Source organism: Acinetobacter geminorum (genome assembly GCF_013009345.1).
GTDB lineage: Bacteria > Pseudomonadota > Gammaproteobacteria > Pseudomonadales > Moraxellaceae > Acinetobacter > Acinetobacter geminorum.
In genome coordinates this window covers 77,370-92,096 of sequence record NZ_JABELE010000003.1, presented here as the reverse complement: position 1 = coordinate 92,096, position 14,727 = coordinate 77,370, and the positions used below count along the sequence as shown (strand labels likewise).

Sequence of the window (14,727 nt, the reverse complement as noted above, 5' to 3'; positions counted from 1 at the left end):
ATTACCATAGAATCTTCTATATTTATATTCAACTCAAAATAATTTACATTTATATATAGTCTCTTAAAATCTCATTAAATATATTTCAAAGAAATGTATTATAAATATCGTTGCAAAAATTAATCCAATTTCAATAATAAAAAATATATGCTGATATTTTCTTAATTACTATAGTGATTAAAATGTCAAAACAAAAATTTATACCCTACCTGATTTTTCTTATTCTCGGTTCTCTATCTATCCATAGTTTTGCAGACGTACAAGTCTATGGTCCAGGTGGGCCCGCACCCGCCATGAAAGAAGCCGCCAAACAATTCACCAATAAAACTGGCATAGCAGTCCATGTGACTTCTGTTCCTACTGCTCAATGGTCTGAAAAAGCGAAACTAAATGCAGATGTTATCTATAGTGGTTCCGAAGCCATGATGTCTGATTTCGAAAATACCTTTTCTGAGCAAATTATAAAAGACTCGGTGGAACCTTTATATTTACGCCCCGCAGCCATTTTAGTACGCAAAGGAAATCCTAAAAATATTAAAGGATTTAAAGACCTAGCTAAACCCAATATTAAAGTTTTAGTTACACATGGTGCAGGTCAAGTCGGTATGTGGGAAGATATCGCTGGCAGAACCGGAAATATTCAATTAACAAAAGCTTTTCGAAAGAATATTGCCACCTATGCAGCCAACACAGGGATTGCCAAGAAAAACTGGGAAGAAAATAGCAGCTATGATGCTTGGTTAGTCTTTAATATTTGGGGAGTTAGTAACCCAGATGTTGGACAAATTATCCCTATCGAACCAGAGCTAGTTGTCTATCGTGACACAGGTGTAGCATTAACTAAACATAGTTTAAAAGATGCCGAGGCTAAACGTTTTGTAGAGTTCTTATCGTCTCAGCAAGCTAATGCTATTTTCAAAAAATATGGCTGGACTAAATAATTAAAAAGGGAGCTAAGCTCCCTTTTTAATTTTTAAAATTATTCACTCTAGTTCACTTAGAATATATTCGTTTCAAATTAAATATACGCCTGCGGCATATAAAGCGCCGAGTATTAAACAAAAGGCTGAGCTGACATACCAAAATAAATCACTATTTCCCACAAATTTTGACTTTAACCATGAAAAAGCAAAACCACGGATAAGAAAAACCGCTGAAACAAGTGACAAAATAAGTTTAGTAAATGGTAATACCTGTATTCCCTTTGCTGCAAAGAAGGCATAAATAGCACATACAGTTAGAATTAACCCCACAGTTATAGCTGTAAAATTAGGATACCAGTGCCCTCTTTCAACCATCTGGACAATACTTTTCCCCGCCCCTAAAAACCGAAAACCATTTGCTCCCCAGAACACACAAACAAAATGAAGTAATGCGGCACAGAATGTTAATAAAGCAGCAAGATATAGTAGAACGTTTGGAAGTGATTGCATTAGATTTTATACTAATAAATATGTGTGATATTCATTATACTTAATTATAAATTATATAATACTTATAAATAGTTAAAATAAGATTAACTTGGTATTTAATATTTTAAATACCAAGCTCTGATCATCTCAATTATTTACGCTCAAACTCTTTAAAATCAGCTTTTCTGATTTTTGCATGAATACCTTTAGTTTTATCTACTACTTGTGAAACTTCAAAATCAGTTGCGGCACTTAAATAGGCATACGCTGTCGCTTCATCAATACCGTATTCTTGGTTTAAGAAACGAATGGCTTCACGTGTAGACTTTTTCATGGCTTCATCTAAATCCTCATCAAGTCCCGGCGTAATCCAAAACTCAGCATTTTCAGCTAAGGGTTGTTTTAAATCTTTGCCCGGTATTTTGTCCTTACCTGCTTTGAGTAAGGTAAATTTGAGCGTGGCGCGGGCTGAAGCTTCCAGTGCCGTTAATGCCACCTCTCCGTCGCCTTGCGCGAAATGGCTATCACCCGTATAGAATAATGCACCTTTAACCTGAACAGGATAATACGCGGTTGAACCTGTACCTAGTTCATTAATATCAATATTTCCGCCATACATTGCAGGTGGTACAGAGTGAACCGGCTCAGATGTATTGGCTGCTACCCCCATAATTCCCATAAAAGGATACAGCGGAAAACGTATTGATTTACCAGATTCTGTTTTTAATACCCCTTCATATTCACCTTGTGCATTTTTTTCAATTGGGGTGAAAATCGATACATTTCCATAGCGTTCAGGATGTTCAGCCGATGCATTTTCTTGCTTCGCTTTTTTAGGAAACTCCCCTACTAAAGCCCCCTTACCATGTCGATTTGAAATCACACCGTAAGGAACACGCGGTTCAACTTTAAGTACTTCAACTTTCAAAATATCACCGGGCTGTGCGCCTTCAATGGCAACAGGGCCTGTCACAATATGCGGCCCATCTTTATGAAAATCATGCTTTAAATTTGACTGTGTAATTGTTTTTGCATCTTCCAATATTTGATTAGAATTTACACCCTTCGATTTAAAGAACTTTTCAGCATTACGCCCCTGATCTTCAAGTAAACCTTCATGAGAAACCGTATCGAATGTCACTACACTACCCGACGGAACAGTAAGCACGGGTTTAGCATCTCGATTTGGTAAATAGCCCCATGTAATGGTATTTAAAGTAGAGGGAACATAATAATTACCTTTATATTCGCCACTTTGAAGTTGAGTAGGCTGTTTTGAAATTTGATTTAAAACTTTAAAATCATTGGCATGGGTGAGTGAAATACAAAGTACAGATAAAACCGAAGCTGTCAGGCGTTTAACTTTTAACATGATTTCAGAACCTAAAAAATATGAAAGTTACAGTAAAGTCCTAAACAAGTAGCAAGCATTGTGCCAAGGCTAAAGTGGTGTAATATCAAAAAAGCGCTTCATGGTTATAAAAAATAAATAATTTTTTTAGATTTAATAACTTATCTTCAAATAAAATTAAAACCTCGACTTAAGTCTAACTTAAATATTTCATTCTATTTTTATTTATTAATTTTTAATCATATTAATATTTTTGCTCTCTTCAGATACATATTTATAGACTAGCTCATATAACGTACTCATTTAGATCACTTAATAATAATTATTTTTCTATATAATATAAGTCAAAACATAGTTATATATTTTAATTTTATATAACTTAAATTAAAAAAATAAACCCTGAATAATTAAAGTCAGGGTTTACTTATTTTATGGTGATTATATCGTTTACTAAACTGTATGTCCCATGCGCTCACCCATTACAACCACAGACTCAGCTTTAAAACGTTGTTCCCATTCGATCTTATCTTTTTCAAATAAAATAATGGCTGTAGAACCTAAATAAAAACGTCCAAGCTCAGCACCTTTCTCTAGCTTTAACTGATGATGCTGTAATTCGATACGACCTGAAGGTTTTACCTTGCCTGTTGCCACAGTTTCAATACCAGCAACAATCATCGCCCCCACTAGAACAACAGCCATACGGCCAAGTTCAGTATCAAACAAACACACCATACGTTCATTACGAGCAAATAATCCCGGTACATTTTCAGCAGTGACCTGATTTACCGAAAATAGCTCGCCTGGCACATATAACGTTTCTGTTAAAGTACCTGCAAACGGCATATGAACACGGTGGTAATCGCGTGGTGATAAATAAACTGTCGCGAACTCACCATCTTGGAATGGCTGAGCAAGTTGCGGATCACCAATTAATTTCTCTACAGAGAAACTTTGACCTTTGGCTTGAAAGACTTCACCCGCAGTAATTTTACCAATTTGGGAAATTGCACCGTCCGCTGGTGACACAATACTATCTGCATTTTCATCAATTAGACGTACACCTTCTTTTAATGCACGGGTAAAAAAGTCATTAAAAGATTTATATTTCAGTGCATTGCCTTGTTCAGCAATCGATAAATCAATCCCATACTTAGCTTTAAACGCATGAATAACAGCGTTTTTCACAACTGGATTTTCACTCGCAGCAACTTTACCTACCACACGGCTCAATTGGTGCTGTGGTACAAGGTTTTGTGCCTTAATAAATAATTCTTTTTTTAATCGAGATGTGAAACTCACGAGGGTGATTCTCCAGTAATAATAGGACTATCGAGGCGATTGCCCCATTCACTCCACGCACCATCATAGGCTTTTGCTTCCCAGCCCAAGAGTCTAGCCAGAATATAGGCCAAACCGGAACGGTGATGTGACTGGCAGTACACAACTACAGGTTGTTGTAAATCGAACCCAAGTTGTTCAAGGCGCTGCCGCGTGCGTTCAAGCGGATGCAATTTTAGATGATTTTGACGATTAAGTGCAGTACTCCATTCAAAATGGAGGGCATTTGGAATGTGACCGCCGCGTCGCGCTGCTAAACGGACACCACTATATTCATCACTCGTCCGGCAATCCCATAGTTGCACACTTTCTTGTTCAACTTGTTTGCGTAGCTCTTCATAGTTCACTCTGAACTGAGCAGCATGTGATAAATCAATTTGAATTAAGTCTGTAACAGGAGAAATTTTTTCGACTTCTGCTGTAGTGGGTAAGCCTGCCCCTAACCATGCATGGATACCACCGTTAATTAAACTGGTACGGGTAAATCCTAAGCAATGCAAATTCCAGATTAAACGCCCAGCCCATGCCCCGCCTTCATCGTCATACACTACGACATGATGATTAGGTGAAATATTCAATTTTTCAATAAGTGCTTGTAAACCCGCTTCATCCGGCAAAACACCAGTTGCTTCTTCATGCTGAGCCACTAACCATTTAGGCTGTAAATGAATGGCATGTGGAATATGGAGTTGTTCATAAACCGATGCACGGCTCAAATCTATAATGCGAATATATTCATTGCCTAAATAAGGCACTAATTCTTCTGCTTCTATTAATAAATCGAGTTTAAAATCAGGGAGTGTCATCGTCATGGTTTCTTTTTATACCAGCTTATTTTCAATCTTAGCATAAGCATATATCTAACAAACTCTGATTTTCTGCTACACTTTAGCAGCAAATCAGATATCAGCATTCTCACTTTTAAAAATAAAAAATAGCGAGACTACTTTTTACTTAAACCGCTTCTTCAAGTTCTTCGATTTCAAAAACCTGACGTAAATAGGCCAAGAAAGTATCGTTGTCAGTCATGGTTTTACCCGGACTATCTGAGATTTTCGCAACTGACTGACCATTACATTCAACCAGTTTCAACACAATATTCAGCGGCTTTTGCCCCATGTCATTGGTCAAATTAGTTCCAATGCCAAAACTCACCTGAAAACGATCTTTAAAGTACTGATGCAATTCCCATGCCTTTGGCAAATTAAGGCCATCGCTAAAGGTCAGCATTTTGGTTTTGGTATCAATTTTTAATTTACGGTAATGTGCATACGCCTTATCGCCCCACTCATACGGGTCGCCACTGTCATGACGTAAACCATCAAAGAGTTTGGCAAAATACAGGTCAAAGTCGCGTAAGAAAGCATCCATCCCTACCACATCGGTTAGGGCAATTCCTAAATCTCCACGGTACTCTTGTACCCACGTTTCCAGAGCAGCTTTTTGGAAATCACGCAAACGTACATCAAGTGCCTGAAAAGCTTGTAGGAACTCATGTGCCATGGTCCCGATTGGTGTAATGTTAAGCTCTTTAGCCAGCAACACATTACTTGTACCACGGAACACATTTGGTACAGTTTTATGAAATGCCGCTACGACATGCTTTTGCCATGCAAAGCTATAACGACGGCGTGTACCAAAATCAGAAACTAAAAACGGTGGATCATTCGGCTGTTGAGATTTTTCATATTGCTGAATCAAATCAAGTTTTGCTTGTAAACGGCGTTCGCCTTCAGCCCAAACTTGGTCTGTTTTGATACGGCTAAAATATAACTCGTTTACAATTGCCAGAACAAAAATCTCGAACATCATGGCCTGGACCATTGGACCTTCAATACGAATATCCAAACGACCTTCTGCATCAATGCTAGCCTGAATAAAACGTCGTTTCAGTTGAAATAGTTCTAAATAATCAACAAAGTCACTTTTGATAAAGCGTAATTTACGTAAATATTGAAGCTCATCTTCTTTATATTTAAGGCTACACAAATAGTCGAGTTGCTCGTTTAAATCATCCAAAATATCTACTAGTGGATAGACAGTATCTTCTAAATTTCTACAGCGGAAATGATAGACACTATGGGTTTGCGGGAATTTATGCAAAACCACTTGTAACATCGTAAATTTGTACAAGTCTGTATCTAGTAAAGAATGGATAATTGGAGACATAGTCAATGATTATTCGCTTGCTTCTTAGCATTAAAGCATATTTTTATGGATGAATTGCGAGGTTTTATACCATTGTTGCAGTTCCATGAAATTTCCTTTTAAAAATCATTTAATTTAAATTCTGCTAAACTACGTTAATTCAATTAATTATAGAAATTTGCTTTAACTATGCGCGCTTTAATACAACGAGTTCTTGAAGCCAAAGTGGTGGTAGACGGTGAAACTACAGGCGAAATCCAACACGGCCTACTGGTGTTTTTAGGCATTGGCAGAGATGATAATTTGGCTGTTGGCCAAAAGCTTATTGATAAAATTTTGAAATATCGAATCTTTGATGATGAGCAAGGCAAAATGGGCTGGAACGTGTCTCAAGCAAATGGTGGAATCCTGCTTGTGTCGCAATTTACCTTAATGGCACAAACACAAAAAGGTTTGCGTCCAGACTTTGGCCCGGCAATGCCACCTAGCGATGCAAAAGCATTATACGAACAATTGGTTGAATATACACATTCTCAATTTGAAAACGTTCAAACCGGAATTTTTGCTGCGGATATGAAAGTACACCTCATTAATGATGGCCCAGTAACTTTCAATTTGGAAGTTGAAGCATAGACATAAAAAAACTCCCAAATGGGAGTTTTTTTATGTCTGGCAATTAACGTCCAGTTTTCTCTTTAATGAAAGCACGCGCCTGACGTACTTTTTCTTTTACTGGTTTTGGTAACTTAGGTGGAATGAGCTTAGCGACTTGGTTAAACCATACCAATAGGCTGAAATCACCTTCCATTTTAATGCTGCCGTCTTGCATACCCGTCATAAATGCTGTTGGGTCACCTTTAATCAAAGTTTTTACACCTTGCTCACTGTCTGCGAATTGCAAAATAAAATCAGCTTTCTCAGGTGCACCTGCAACCGTGTCAATTTGACCATTATTAATAATGATCTGACGTGCAACGCCTAGGTCTGTACCAATCTGAATACGGAACGCGCGGTCATGAATCAGTTCAATAAACTTAGGGCTAGTACGCGCCAACTGCTTCATACGCAGCACTAAACCTGCTACCAATAAATCTAACGGGTCTGTACTGACATCAACGAGAGGTAACTTGACTACAGGTATGGAAGAAAGTTTCATGAACATTCACGCCTATTGTATTTTTATGAAAACTTTAGAGCAAAACTTAGCAACGACATACCATTGCCTGTGTTTTATGCATCAATTGATAATTTTTTAGCTGGCAACGCAATCTAGATGAAACGTCAACAGACGCATCTATCGTAGCATAACTGGCTATTTTTTAATAAATGCTTTGTATAATAAAAATCACGTTTCGTAAATGAAAAAGGCATGCTGTGCATACCTTTTTACCGTTAGATAACAATTTAATTATCGGCTAGAACATTGCTGCTGATCATCTTCATATACTGGCGTGTGTTCTATATATTGGCGATTTGCCAATGCCTTTTGTGCTTGTTTATCCTCACGTAACAGAATAAATGTAACCATTACCATCGCTAGACTTAGTGCAGTTAAATAACTATATGTGACTGGCATTTCAAAAGTGACTTGAACTCCAAAACGGACCACTTCCAATAGCCCCCAAAAGAACATCCCTGCAAGCATAAAACCAAGCCAACGACGGTAAGGAGAAAAGAAAACAGCAACAAGCGCGACAGCAATTAAGCTGAATCCGGCGATAGCGGCAAAATTCGCTGTTACCATAGAAACCTCCGTCTTAATGAAAACGTCTAAAAACATTCGGTCTTAAATACCCGACCTCATTCCAAAAACAACTTTAATTCATGATTTGTGTTGAAGCTTACGATGCATTATGGATGTTTTTTTTTAGAAAAAAAGACCCGTTTTTTCTCAATGCGACATACTTTGTCGCAACATTCTTTTGTCATTACATTTTTGTAAAATTCAAAAAGTTCGATTCCCTATATAGCATCAATTCTGGCGTGTCATTACAAAAAAATATGCTGTTTTTAAGGCCCCAAATAAGTTTTTTTCAGATTTTTTTATTGCCTTTTTTCTGTGCAAAATTTTGTCATAACTTGCTTGTTTTTATGACTATTCTGCATAAAAAAAGCGCTACTCTGAAGTAGCGCTTAAAGCTTATCCATGTAGGTTAAGCACGATTTAAATCTTTATCATGCATACCGAGTAAATACAGCACACCATCTAAACCAACACTTGAAATCGCTTGATTTGCATTTTGGCGTACTAATGGTTTTGCACGATAGGCAACGCCTAAGCCTGCAATCGCAAGCATTGGTAAATCGTTTGCACCATCGCCTACTGCCATCGCTTGCTCTAGAGAAATCCCCATCTTATTCGCAAGCTCGCGTAATAGCTCAGCTTTACGGGCGCCATCTACAATTGCGCCTTTCACTTCACCTGTTACGAAGCCGTCTTGCACATCCAAGATATTAGCGTGGACTTCATCAATACCGAGTTTGCCTTGTAAATATTCAGCAAAATACTGGAATCCACCAGATAAAATTGCCGTTTTATAACCAAGTGCCTTTAAGGTCGAGATAAGACGTTCTGCACCTTCGGTAATGGTTAAACGCTCTGCAATTTTAGGTAAAACAGCAGCATCAAGTCCTTTCAATAATGCAACGCGCGCACGGAAACTTTGCTGAAAATCAAGCTCACCTTGCATCGCTCTTTCAGTAATTTCAGCTACTTGTGCACCTACCCCTGCTTCAATCGCCAACTCATCAATCACTTCTTGTTCAATTAATGTTGAGTCCATATCGAAACACACCAAACGGCGGTTACGGCGATAAGCATTGTCTTCTTGAACAGCAACATCGATATTTAATTCGCTTGAAAGAAGTAAACATGCAGCACGCATGGCTTGTGCATCTAAAGTTGGGCCGCTACTTAGACCAAACTGTACGCAGGCACGACGTGGAAATTTATTATCTCTTTCGAAGTCTACACGACCTGATAAACGCGTTACTGTTTCGATGTTAAAGCCTTGGCTAGACACAATTTTTGTAACTGCTTGTAAGTGTGCCGCAGTGAGTTCTGGGGCTAAAGCCGTGACGATATAACGAGTCCGACCACCTTCACTTACCCATTGATCGTATTCTGCGCCCGTGATTGGTTTAAAGCGCACTGTTAAGCCAATATCATGTGCTAAAATCAAAATCTCTTTCATTGCCAAAGCGGTCGCAGTTTCATTATCAGAAGCGACCACAATGCCTAATGTAAGTTGATTATGAATAACAGCCTGACCTACATCCAGTATTTGCAATGAATGTACGGATAGTACTTGCATTAATCGGGTAAACTGGTTTGGTTGGTCCGGTCCTAAAAAGGATATAAGAATGATTTCTCGCATGAATTGACTCTAGTCTGAGTGACAACTATTGTAAGAATCATAATCGAATTTCAATATAATTGCCTTGGAAGTTTAACTTGATTGCGCCTAGACAAGGGCTATTTGCTAGCCTACTGATCGTTAGTTTTGCATTGCATACCTTTTTATTGGTCATTGCAACGACACACCAGCTTAATGAAAACCGTGCGAGTCAAGGTCAGCTCATGACCAGTCAGCTCGTTGCAGACAGCTTATCTGAGCTTGAACCTGCTAATACGGTGTCTTTAGCTCTGATTGCCAATCGCTATGCGACCAATCCAAGTGTTGCGTCTATTCGCATTCTTGATGCAAACAAACAGGTTCTAGCAACAAGCGGAATTTCAAAAACCCGCCAAGGCGAAATTTTTGCTCGTGATGCCCTTCAAAATGAAAAGAAAGTCGGATCTATCGAAGTTACGTTGATTCAGCCAAGTATTGGAGAAATTCTTCGTACTCAATGGCTTGCAATTTTAGCTTCTCTGTTTTTGCATGTTTTATTGTGGCTTGCCTATCGCGCGATTGCTCGTCCAACCCGTACCGAATATTTGGCACGCATTAATGAAGAAAACCGCTTGAAGCATGAAATTCAGCAGTTAACTCAAGCATTGGCTCTAGAAAAACAAAATACGGTAACTTTGGTTGCACAAGCTCAGCAACAAGCGAAAGCGAAACCAGCAGTTCGCCAACAAACCGAGAAAGCTTCAGATTCAGCTGATCAACATACGTTGGCACTCAATATTCAGTTTTATGACCCTAAACAGTTATTAAGCAGTGTTAACCAATCGGTATCTATTCCTTATTTCAAACTCTGCCAGCTCTTTTTAAACAAGAGTATTGAGTTATGCGTTAAGCATTACCAATTGAAGCTCACAGATATTGAAGTAGTAGATGAGTTTAATGCCGAAGGCGCGACACTTGCGATTTCAACCTCTCATACGCATGCCGTAGAATGTCTGCTTATGATTGGAACCGTATTCCAATTACTTTCAGATGTTTTATATAAACGTTACCGTGAAGATAAACGTTTTGCGCTGCAAACTCGTAGTGCAACATGTAATGCTGTAGAAGCTATGCAAATCGATGCAAAAGAAGCTGCTCAACGTTTAGCACAGCATCTTCACGCTAAAGAGTCAGCTTTATATCTCGAAAATGAACAGCTCAAAGCAATTCAAGACAGCTACCAACTTGTTGCAATGCCAAACCCAAGCAATGTGATGACACGTCATGCATTTATGATCAATGGTATGAATGCAGAATGTGCTGAACTTGCTCAAAATATCCGGACTGAAATTTTAATGGGGAAAAAATCAATCCCACAAAATGATAGTCCAAGTAGTGCAGCTTCATAAAAAGTAACTACGCGCATCAGAACCTAGCCTTTTGGCTAGGTTTTTTTTATTTAAATTCATGGCTTTTATTTAAAACCACTCCATTTTCTTATGATTTATTTGTATAAATAAATCTCGATCTATTCTTAGATGTCACAAATTTGGATAAATCAGAATCATAGGCAAAATTCTCTAAACAGCGTAAACTATGCAAAATTTATTAAATAGAAATTGTCTTACGACAAAAAAAGGTGAAAGCGAATGCCGCTGAGTCGTGTTGAAGATCTTGTCGCCGATATTCGTGCAGGCAAAATGGTTATCTTGATGGATGACGAAGATCGCGAAAATGAAGGTGATCTTGTCATTGCAGCAACGCATGTTCGTCCTGAAGATATTAACTTCATGATTACCCATGCACGTGGTCTAGTTTGCCTAACGCTAAGCCGTGAGCGCTGTAAACAGTTAAACCTTCCGTTGATGGTTGACCAAAACGGTGCTCAGCACAGTACAAACTTTACCTTATCAATTGAAGCCGCTGAAGGTATTACCACGGGTATTTCAGCAGCAGAGCGTGCACATACAATTCAAGCTGCTGTCGCAGCGCATGCAAAACCAACTGATATCGTACAGCCGGGTCATATTTTCCCGTTAATGGCACAACCAGGCGGTGTTTTACATCGTGCAGGCCATACCGAAGCAGGTTGTGATTTAGCCCGTTTAGCAGGTCTTGAACCAGCTTCTGTTATTTGTGAAATCATTAATGAAGATGGCACAATGGCACGCCGTGCAGATTTAGAAATTTTTGCCGAGAAGCATGGCTTAAAAATTGGTACAATTGCGGACTTGATTCACTACCGCATGACCAATGAGCAAACGGTTGAACGTCTGGATCAAAAAACCATTCAAACAGAATATGGTTCATTTGAACTTTATCGTTATCGTGAGATTGGTAACCCGGACATTCATTTGGCTTTAGTTAAAGGCGAGCCAAAAGAAGGTGTTACAACAGTACGTGTGCATGGTTTTAGTCCAATTCGCGATTTGCTTAAGCTCAATAAAGCTGATGGTGAACCTGCGTGGAACTTAGACCGTGCCCTACAGACGATTGCAGCGAGTGATCGCGGTGTTTTAGTCTGGATCGGACAAGATCATTTGCAAGACTTGGGACCAGCGTTGGATGATTTAAATAAGCCAAAACCGGTGAAATCCAATGCAGCACTTTCACATCAATATCAAACCATTGGTGTCGGTGCTCAAATTTTGCGTGATTTAGGTGTTGAAAAAATGAAGCTTCTCAGCTCACCATTACGTTTCAATGCCTTATCTGGCTTTAATTTAGAAGTAGTGGAATATGTCACTGCTGATCAAATCACAACGAAATAATCGAGGTTGCTATGGCAATTCGCCGTATTGAAGGTTTATTACATCTCGCAAGCGAAGGTCGTTATGCGATTTTAGTGGGTCGTTTCAACAGCTTTGTTGTTGAACACTTATTGGATGGTGCAATCGACACATTAAAACGCCATGGTGTAAATGAAGATAACATTACTGTTATTCACGCTCCTGGCGCATGGGAACTCCCGATTGTTGCTAAAAAATTAGCTACATCAAACCAGTTTGATGCAATCATCGCACTTGGCGCAGTTATTCGTGGTAGCACACCACACTTTGACTTCGTTGCAGGTGAATGTGCAAAAGGTTTAGGTGTAGTCGCGTTAGAAAGCAGCTTGCCTGTCATCAATGGTGTATTAACTACTGATAGCATCGAGCAAGCCATCGAACGTTCAGGTACAAAAGCAGGAAACAAAGGTAGCGAAGCTGCTTTAACTGCAATTGAAATGGTTAATTTATTAAAGGCAATTTAAAGCATGTCTCAAACACTGCAAGCCGCTTATGCAGCAAAACGTAAAGCACGTCGTTTTGCTGTACAAGGTATTTATGAGTGGCAAATGAGTCACAACCCTGTACATGAAATCGAAGCACGCACCCGTGCTGAAAATGCAATGCACAAGGTAGACTTAAACTACTATCACGAACTGCTAACACAAGTGATTGCACAGCACGAAGATCTTGATGCATTACTTATTCCGGTCCTTGACCGTGAACTTAGTGCACTTGATGGTGTAGAGCTAGCAACATTACGCTTGGGTGCTTACGAATTACGTGATCATTTAGAAGTACCTTACCGAGTAGTTCTAGATGAAGCTATTGAACTCGCTAAACACTTTGGTGGAGCAGATAGCCATAAATACATTAATGGCGTTCTAGATCGTTTAAGTTCAACACTACGTAGTGCTGAAAAACAACAAGCAAACTAATAGGTTTGAAGTTGATATGGCTGAGTTTTCTATTATTGACCAATACTTTAACAGACAATCTTACACAGATGTCACCTTGGGTATTGGAGATGACTCAGCCTTAATTACCCCTCCCGTAAACCAACAATTGGTGATCTGTGCAGATACGCTAGTTGCTGGACGTCATTTTCCTCTTGATACCTCTGCCCATGCAATTGGCTGGAAAAGCGTAGCTGTTAATCTTTCAGATATTGCAGCAATGGGGGCAAAACCGCATAGTATTTTACTGGCGCTCAGCCTACCTACAATTGATCATGAATGGCTTAAAGGATTCAGTCAGGGAATTTATGACTGCTGTAATCAATTTGGGGTTGCTCTGATTGGTGGAGACACGACCCAAGGCCCTCATCTCACCATTACTGTCACAGCCATGGGCTGGGTTGAAAACGGACAAGCCGTGTTACGTTCAGGTGCCAAAGTCGGTGACTATGTTTGTGTGAGCGGTCAAGTTGGTGATGCCGCGTATGGTTTACAGCACCTAGGTCATCCATTACAAGAAAGACTAGACTACCCGACACCACGTTGTCAGCTTGGACAACAGCTGAAGGGATTAGCATCTAGTATGATTGATATTTCTGATGGATTAGCCCAAGATTTAGGCCATATCTTAAAAGCTTCAAATGTCGGTGCCCGATTACTTTTAGAAAAGTTACCGATTGATTCAACACTACAAGCACTACCAGAACAACAGCGCTGGCAATACGCTTTAGCTGGTGGTGATGATTACGAGTTATGTTTTACAATAACACCGCAAAATTATGAAAAACTTTTGCAAAAACAACTAGACATTAAGATTACAATGATCGGAGAGATCGTTGAGCAAACACAACTAACTTTTAAGCATTTGGGTTCAGATTACCCATTGCAAATTCATGGATACCAACACTTTGCATAAGCCACCGATTCATTTTAAGGACATGTCTTGGTTCAACCGCTGCATCGTTTTCTGTGGAGTTGGTTTCGGATCTGGTCTCGCACCTAAAGCTCCCGGTACTTTTGGCTCTGCCTTTGCCCTACTTTTCGTTCCAATCTGGTTATCGCTTGGCTTTAACTTAAGCTTAATCGCTATCCTTATCATGTCCTTGGTAGGAATTTATATTTGTGGTCAAACTGCAAAAGTTATTGATGTACACGATGATGGTCGAATTGTTTGGGATGAATTTGCAGGACAATCTATTACCTTCCTTCCCCTGCTTTATTTACAACAAATGAATTGGATGTGGGTGATTGGGGGATTTATATTATTTCGGATTTTCGATGTTTGGAAACCTTGGCCTATACGCGTTATTGATCGTCAAGTGCATGGTGGTTTTGGTATTATGCTTGACGATATTATTGCCGGTGTATGGGCTGCTCTTTGTACACTAATTATTATCCATTTGAGTTAAATCATTA

Annotated in this window: 17 protein-coding genes; 9 read left to right on the top strand and 8 right to left on the bottom strand. The window is 39.2% G+C overall.

The annotated features are described in order from the left end of the window. Positions 1–182 precede the first annotated feature (182 nt). Positions 183–941: an AcfC family putative adhesin gene (locus HJG58_RS03805; RefSeq protein ID WP_170247986.1), complete on the top strand. Its 759-nt coding sequence runs from the start codon at positions 183–185 to the stop codon at positions 939–941. Positions 942–1,013: 72 nt separating this feature from the next. On the opposite strand, the gene HJG58_RS03800 is transcribed toward HJG58_RS03805, so the two are convergent. The 5 genes from HJG58_RS03800 to pncB form a co-directional block, all read right to left on the bottom strand. Beyond that, positions 1,014–1,433: a hypothetical protein gene (locus HJG58_RS03800; RefSeq protein WP_170247985.1), complete on the bottom strand. Its 420-nt coding sequence runs from the start codon at positions 1,431–1,433 to the stop codon at positions 1,014–1,016. Positions 1,434–1,563: 130 nt separating this feature from the next. After that, positions 1,564–2,784: an acetamidase/formamidase family protein gene (locus HJG58_RS03795; protein WP_170247984.1), complete on the bottom strand. Its 1,221-nt coding sequence runs from the start codon at positions 2,782–2,784 to the stop codon at positions 1,564–1,566. 429 nt (positions 2,785–3,213) lie between these two features. Continuing rightward, positions 3,214–4,065: an archaetidylserine decarboxylase gene (asd, locus tag HJG58_RS03790; RefSeq protein ID WP_170247983.1), complete on the bottom strand. Its 852-nt coding sequence runs from the start codon at positions 4,063–4,065 to the stop codon at positions 3,214–3,216. Continuing rightward, positions 4,062–4,910, bottom strand: a complete 849-nt coding sequence (locus HJG58_RS03785) for a sulfurtransferase (RefSeq protein WP_032006659.1) — start codon at positions 4,908–4,910, stop codon at positions 4,062–4,064. Before HJG58_RS03785 ends, asd begins: the two co-directional genes overlap by 4 nt. A 148-nt stretch (positions 4,911–5,058) precedes the next feature. Then, positions 5,059–6,273 (bottom strand): nicotinate phosphoribosyltransferase, encoded by a 1,215-nt coding sequence (gene pncB / locus HJG58_RS03780; RefSeq protein ID WP_170247982.1) that lies wholly within the window; start codon positions 6,271–6,273, stop codon positions 5,059–5,061. Positions 6,274–6,441: 168 nt separating this feature from the next. On the opposite strand from pncB, the gene dtd reads away from it, so the two are divergent. Further along, positions 6,442–6,885: a D-aminoacyl-tRNA deacylase gene (gene dtd / locus HJG58_RS03775; protein ID WP_170247981.1), complete on the top strand. Its 444-nt coding sequence runs from the start codon at positions 6,442–6,444 to the stop codon at positions 6,883–6,885. A 43-nt stretch (positions 6,886–6,928) separates the two neighbouring features. Here the strand turns inward: dtd and HJG58_RS03770 are convergent, their stop codons facing one another. Then, a complete protein-coding gene (locus HJG58_RS03770; RefSeq protein ID WP_033849133.1) occupies positions 6,929–7,408 on the bottom strand; it encodes an SCP-2 sterol transfer family protein in 480 nt (159 codons plus the stop codon). A 252-nt stretch (positions 7,409–7,660) separates the two neighbouring features. After that, positions 7,661–7,996, bottom strand: a complete 336-nt coding sequence (gene aciT, locus HJG58_RS03765) for a ciprofloxacin tolerance protein AciT (RefSeq protein WP_002119105.1) — start codon at positions 7,994–7,996, stop codon at positions 7,661–7,663. 113 nt (positions 7,997–8,109) lie between these two features. On the opposite strand from aciT, the gene HJG58_RS19150 reads away from it, so the two are divergent. Further along, positions 8,110–8,382: a hypothetical protein gene (locus HJG58_RS19150; protein ID WP_309171223.1), complete on the top strand. Its 273-nt coding sequence runs from the start codon at positions 8,110–8,112 to the stop codon at positions 8,380–8,382. 23 nt (positions 8,383–8,405) lie between these two features. Here the strand turns inward: HJG58_RS19150 and serB are convergent, their stop codons facing one another. After that, positions 8,406–9,629: a phosphoserine phosphatase SerB gene (gene serB, locus HJG58_RS03760; RefSeq protein ID WP_046812091.1), complete on the bottom strand. Its 1,224-nt coding sequence runs from the start codon at positions 9,627–9,629 to the stop codon at positions 8,406–8,408. 59 nt (positions 9,630–9,688) lie between these two features. Here serB and HJG58_RS03755 point away from each other — a divergent pair, with 59 nt between their 5' ends. The 6 genes from HJG58_RS03755 (at position 9,689) to HJG58_RS03730 (ending at position 14,720) form a co-directional block, all read left to right on the top strand. After that, on the top strand, positions 9,689–10,996 hold the full coding sequence (locus HJG58_RS03755; RefSeq protein WP_170247980.1) for a hypothetical protein: 1,308 nt from the start codon (positions 9,689–9,691) through the stop codon (positions 10,994–10,996). A gap of 240 nt (positions 10,997–11,236) precedes the next feature. After that, positions 11,237–12,358 (top strand): bifunctional 3,4-dihydroxy-2-butanone-4-phosphate synthase/GTP cyclohydrolase II, encoded by a 1,122-nt coding sequence (gene ribBA, locus HJG58_RS03750; RefSeq protein WP_002119278.1) that lies wholly within the window; start codon positions 11,237–11,239, stop codon positions 12,356–12,358. Positions 12,359–12,369: 11 nt separating this feature from the next. Beyond that, positions 12,370–12,840 carry a 6,7-dimethyl-8-ribityllumazine synthase gene (ribH, locus tag HJG58_RS03745; protein ID WP_002119264.1) on the top strand — a complete coding sequence of 157 codons (471 nt, stop codon included), beginning with the start codon at positions 12,370–12,372 and terminating at the stop codon, positions 12,838–12,840. Between the two features lie 3 nt (positions 12,841–12,843). Continuing rightward, on the top strand, positions 12,844–13,293 hold the full coding sequence (gene nusB / locus HJG58_RS03740) for a transcription antitermination factor NusB (protein ID WP_002119137.1): 450 nt from the start codon (positions 12,844–12,846) through the stop codon (positions 13,291–13,293). 16 nt (positions 13,294–13,309) lie between these two features. Further along, the gene (thiL, locus tag HJG58_RS03735) at positions 13,310–14,227 is read left to right on the top strand and encodes a thiamine-phosphate kinase (protein ID WP_170247979.1); all 918 of its coding nucleotides are present in this window, start codon (positions 13,310–13,312) and stop codon (positions 14,225–14,227) included. Further along, on the top strand, positions 14,205–14,720 hold the full coding sequence (locus tag HJG58_RS03730) for a phosphatidylglycerophosphatase A family protein (RefSeq protein ID WP_016143831.1): 516 nt from the start codon (positions 14,205–14,207) through the stop codon (positions 14,718–14,720). Before thiL ends, HJG58_RS03730 begins: the two co-directional genes overlap by 23 nt. Positions 14,721–14,727 lie beyond the last annotated feature (7 nt).

Bases quoted from the DNA above. Each gene is read 5' to 3' on its own strand.
- HJG58_RS03730 (WP_016143831.1), top strand. From the start codon at position 14,205: ATGGATACCAACACTTTGCATAAGCCACCGATTCATTTTAAGGACATG.
- ribBA (WP_002119278.1), top strand. From the start codon at position 11,237: ATGCCGCTGAGTCGTGTTGAAGATCTTGTCGCCGATATTCGTGCAGGC.
- HJG58_RS03785 (WP_032006659.1), bottom strand. From the start codon at position 4,910: ATGACACTCCCTGATTTTAAACTCGATTTATTAATAGAAGCAGAAGAA.
- pncB (WP_170247982.1), bottom strand. From the start codon at position 6,273: ATGTCTCCAATTATCCATTCTTTACTAGATACAGACTTGTACAAATTT.
- serB (WP_046812091.1), bottom strand. From the start codon at position 9,629: ATGCGAGAAATCATTCTTATATCCTTTTTAGGACCGGACCAACCAAAC.
- HJG58_RS03800 (WP_170247985.1), bottom strand. From the start codon at position 1,433: ATGCAATCACTTCCAAACGTTCTACTATATCTTGCTGCTTTATTAACA.
- thiL (WP_170247979.1), top strand. From the start codon at position 13,310: ATGGCTGAGTTTTCTATTATTGACCAATACTTTAACAGACAATCTTAC.
- HJG58_RS03770 (WP_033849133.1), bottom strand. From the start codon at position 7,408: ATGAAACTTTCTTCCATACCTGTAGTCAAGTTACCTCTCGTTGATGTC.
- HJG58_RS03795 (WP_170247984.1), bottom strand. From the start codon at position 2,784: ATGTTAAAAGTTAAACGCCTGACAGCTTCGGTTTTATCTGTACTTTGT.
- aciT (WP_002119105.1), bottom strand. From the start codon at position 7,996: ATGGTAACAGCGAATTTTGCCGCTATCGCCGGATTCAGCTTAATTGCT.
- nusB (WP_002119137.1), top strand. From the start codon at position 12,844: ATGTCTCAAACACTGCAAGCCGCTTATGCAGCAAAACGTAAAGCACGT.
- HJG58_RS19150 (WP_309171223.1), top strand. From the start codon at position 8,110: ATGTTTTTTTTTAGAAAAAAAGACCCGTTTTTTCTCAATGCGACATAC.
- dtd (WP_170247981.1), top strand. From the start codon at position 6,442: ATGCGCGCTTTAATACAACGAGTTCTTGAAGCCAAAGTGGTGGTAGAC.
- ribH (WP_002119264.1), top strand. From the start codon at position 12,370: ATGGCAATTCGCCGTATTGAAGGTTTATTACATCTCGCAAGCGAAGGT.
- HJG58_RS03805 (WP_170247986.1), top strand. From the start codon at position 183: ATGTCAAAACAAAAATTTATACCCTACCTGATTTTTCTTATTCTCGGT.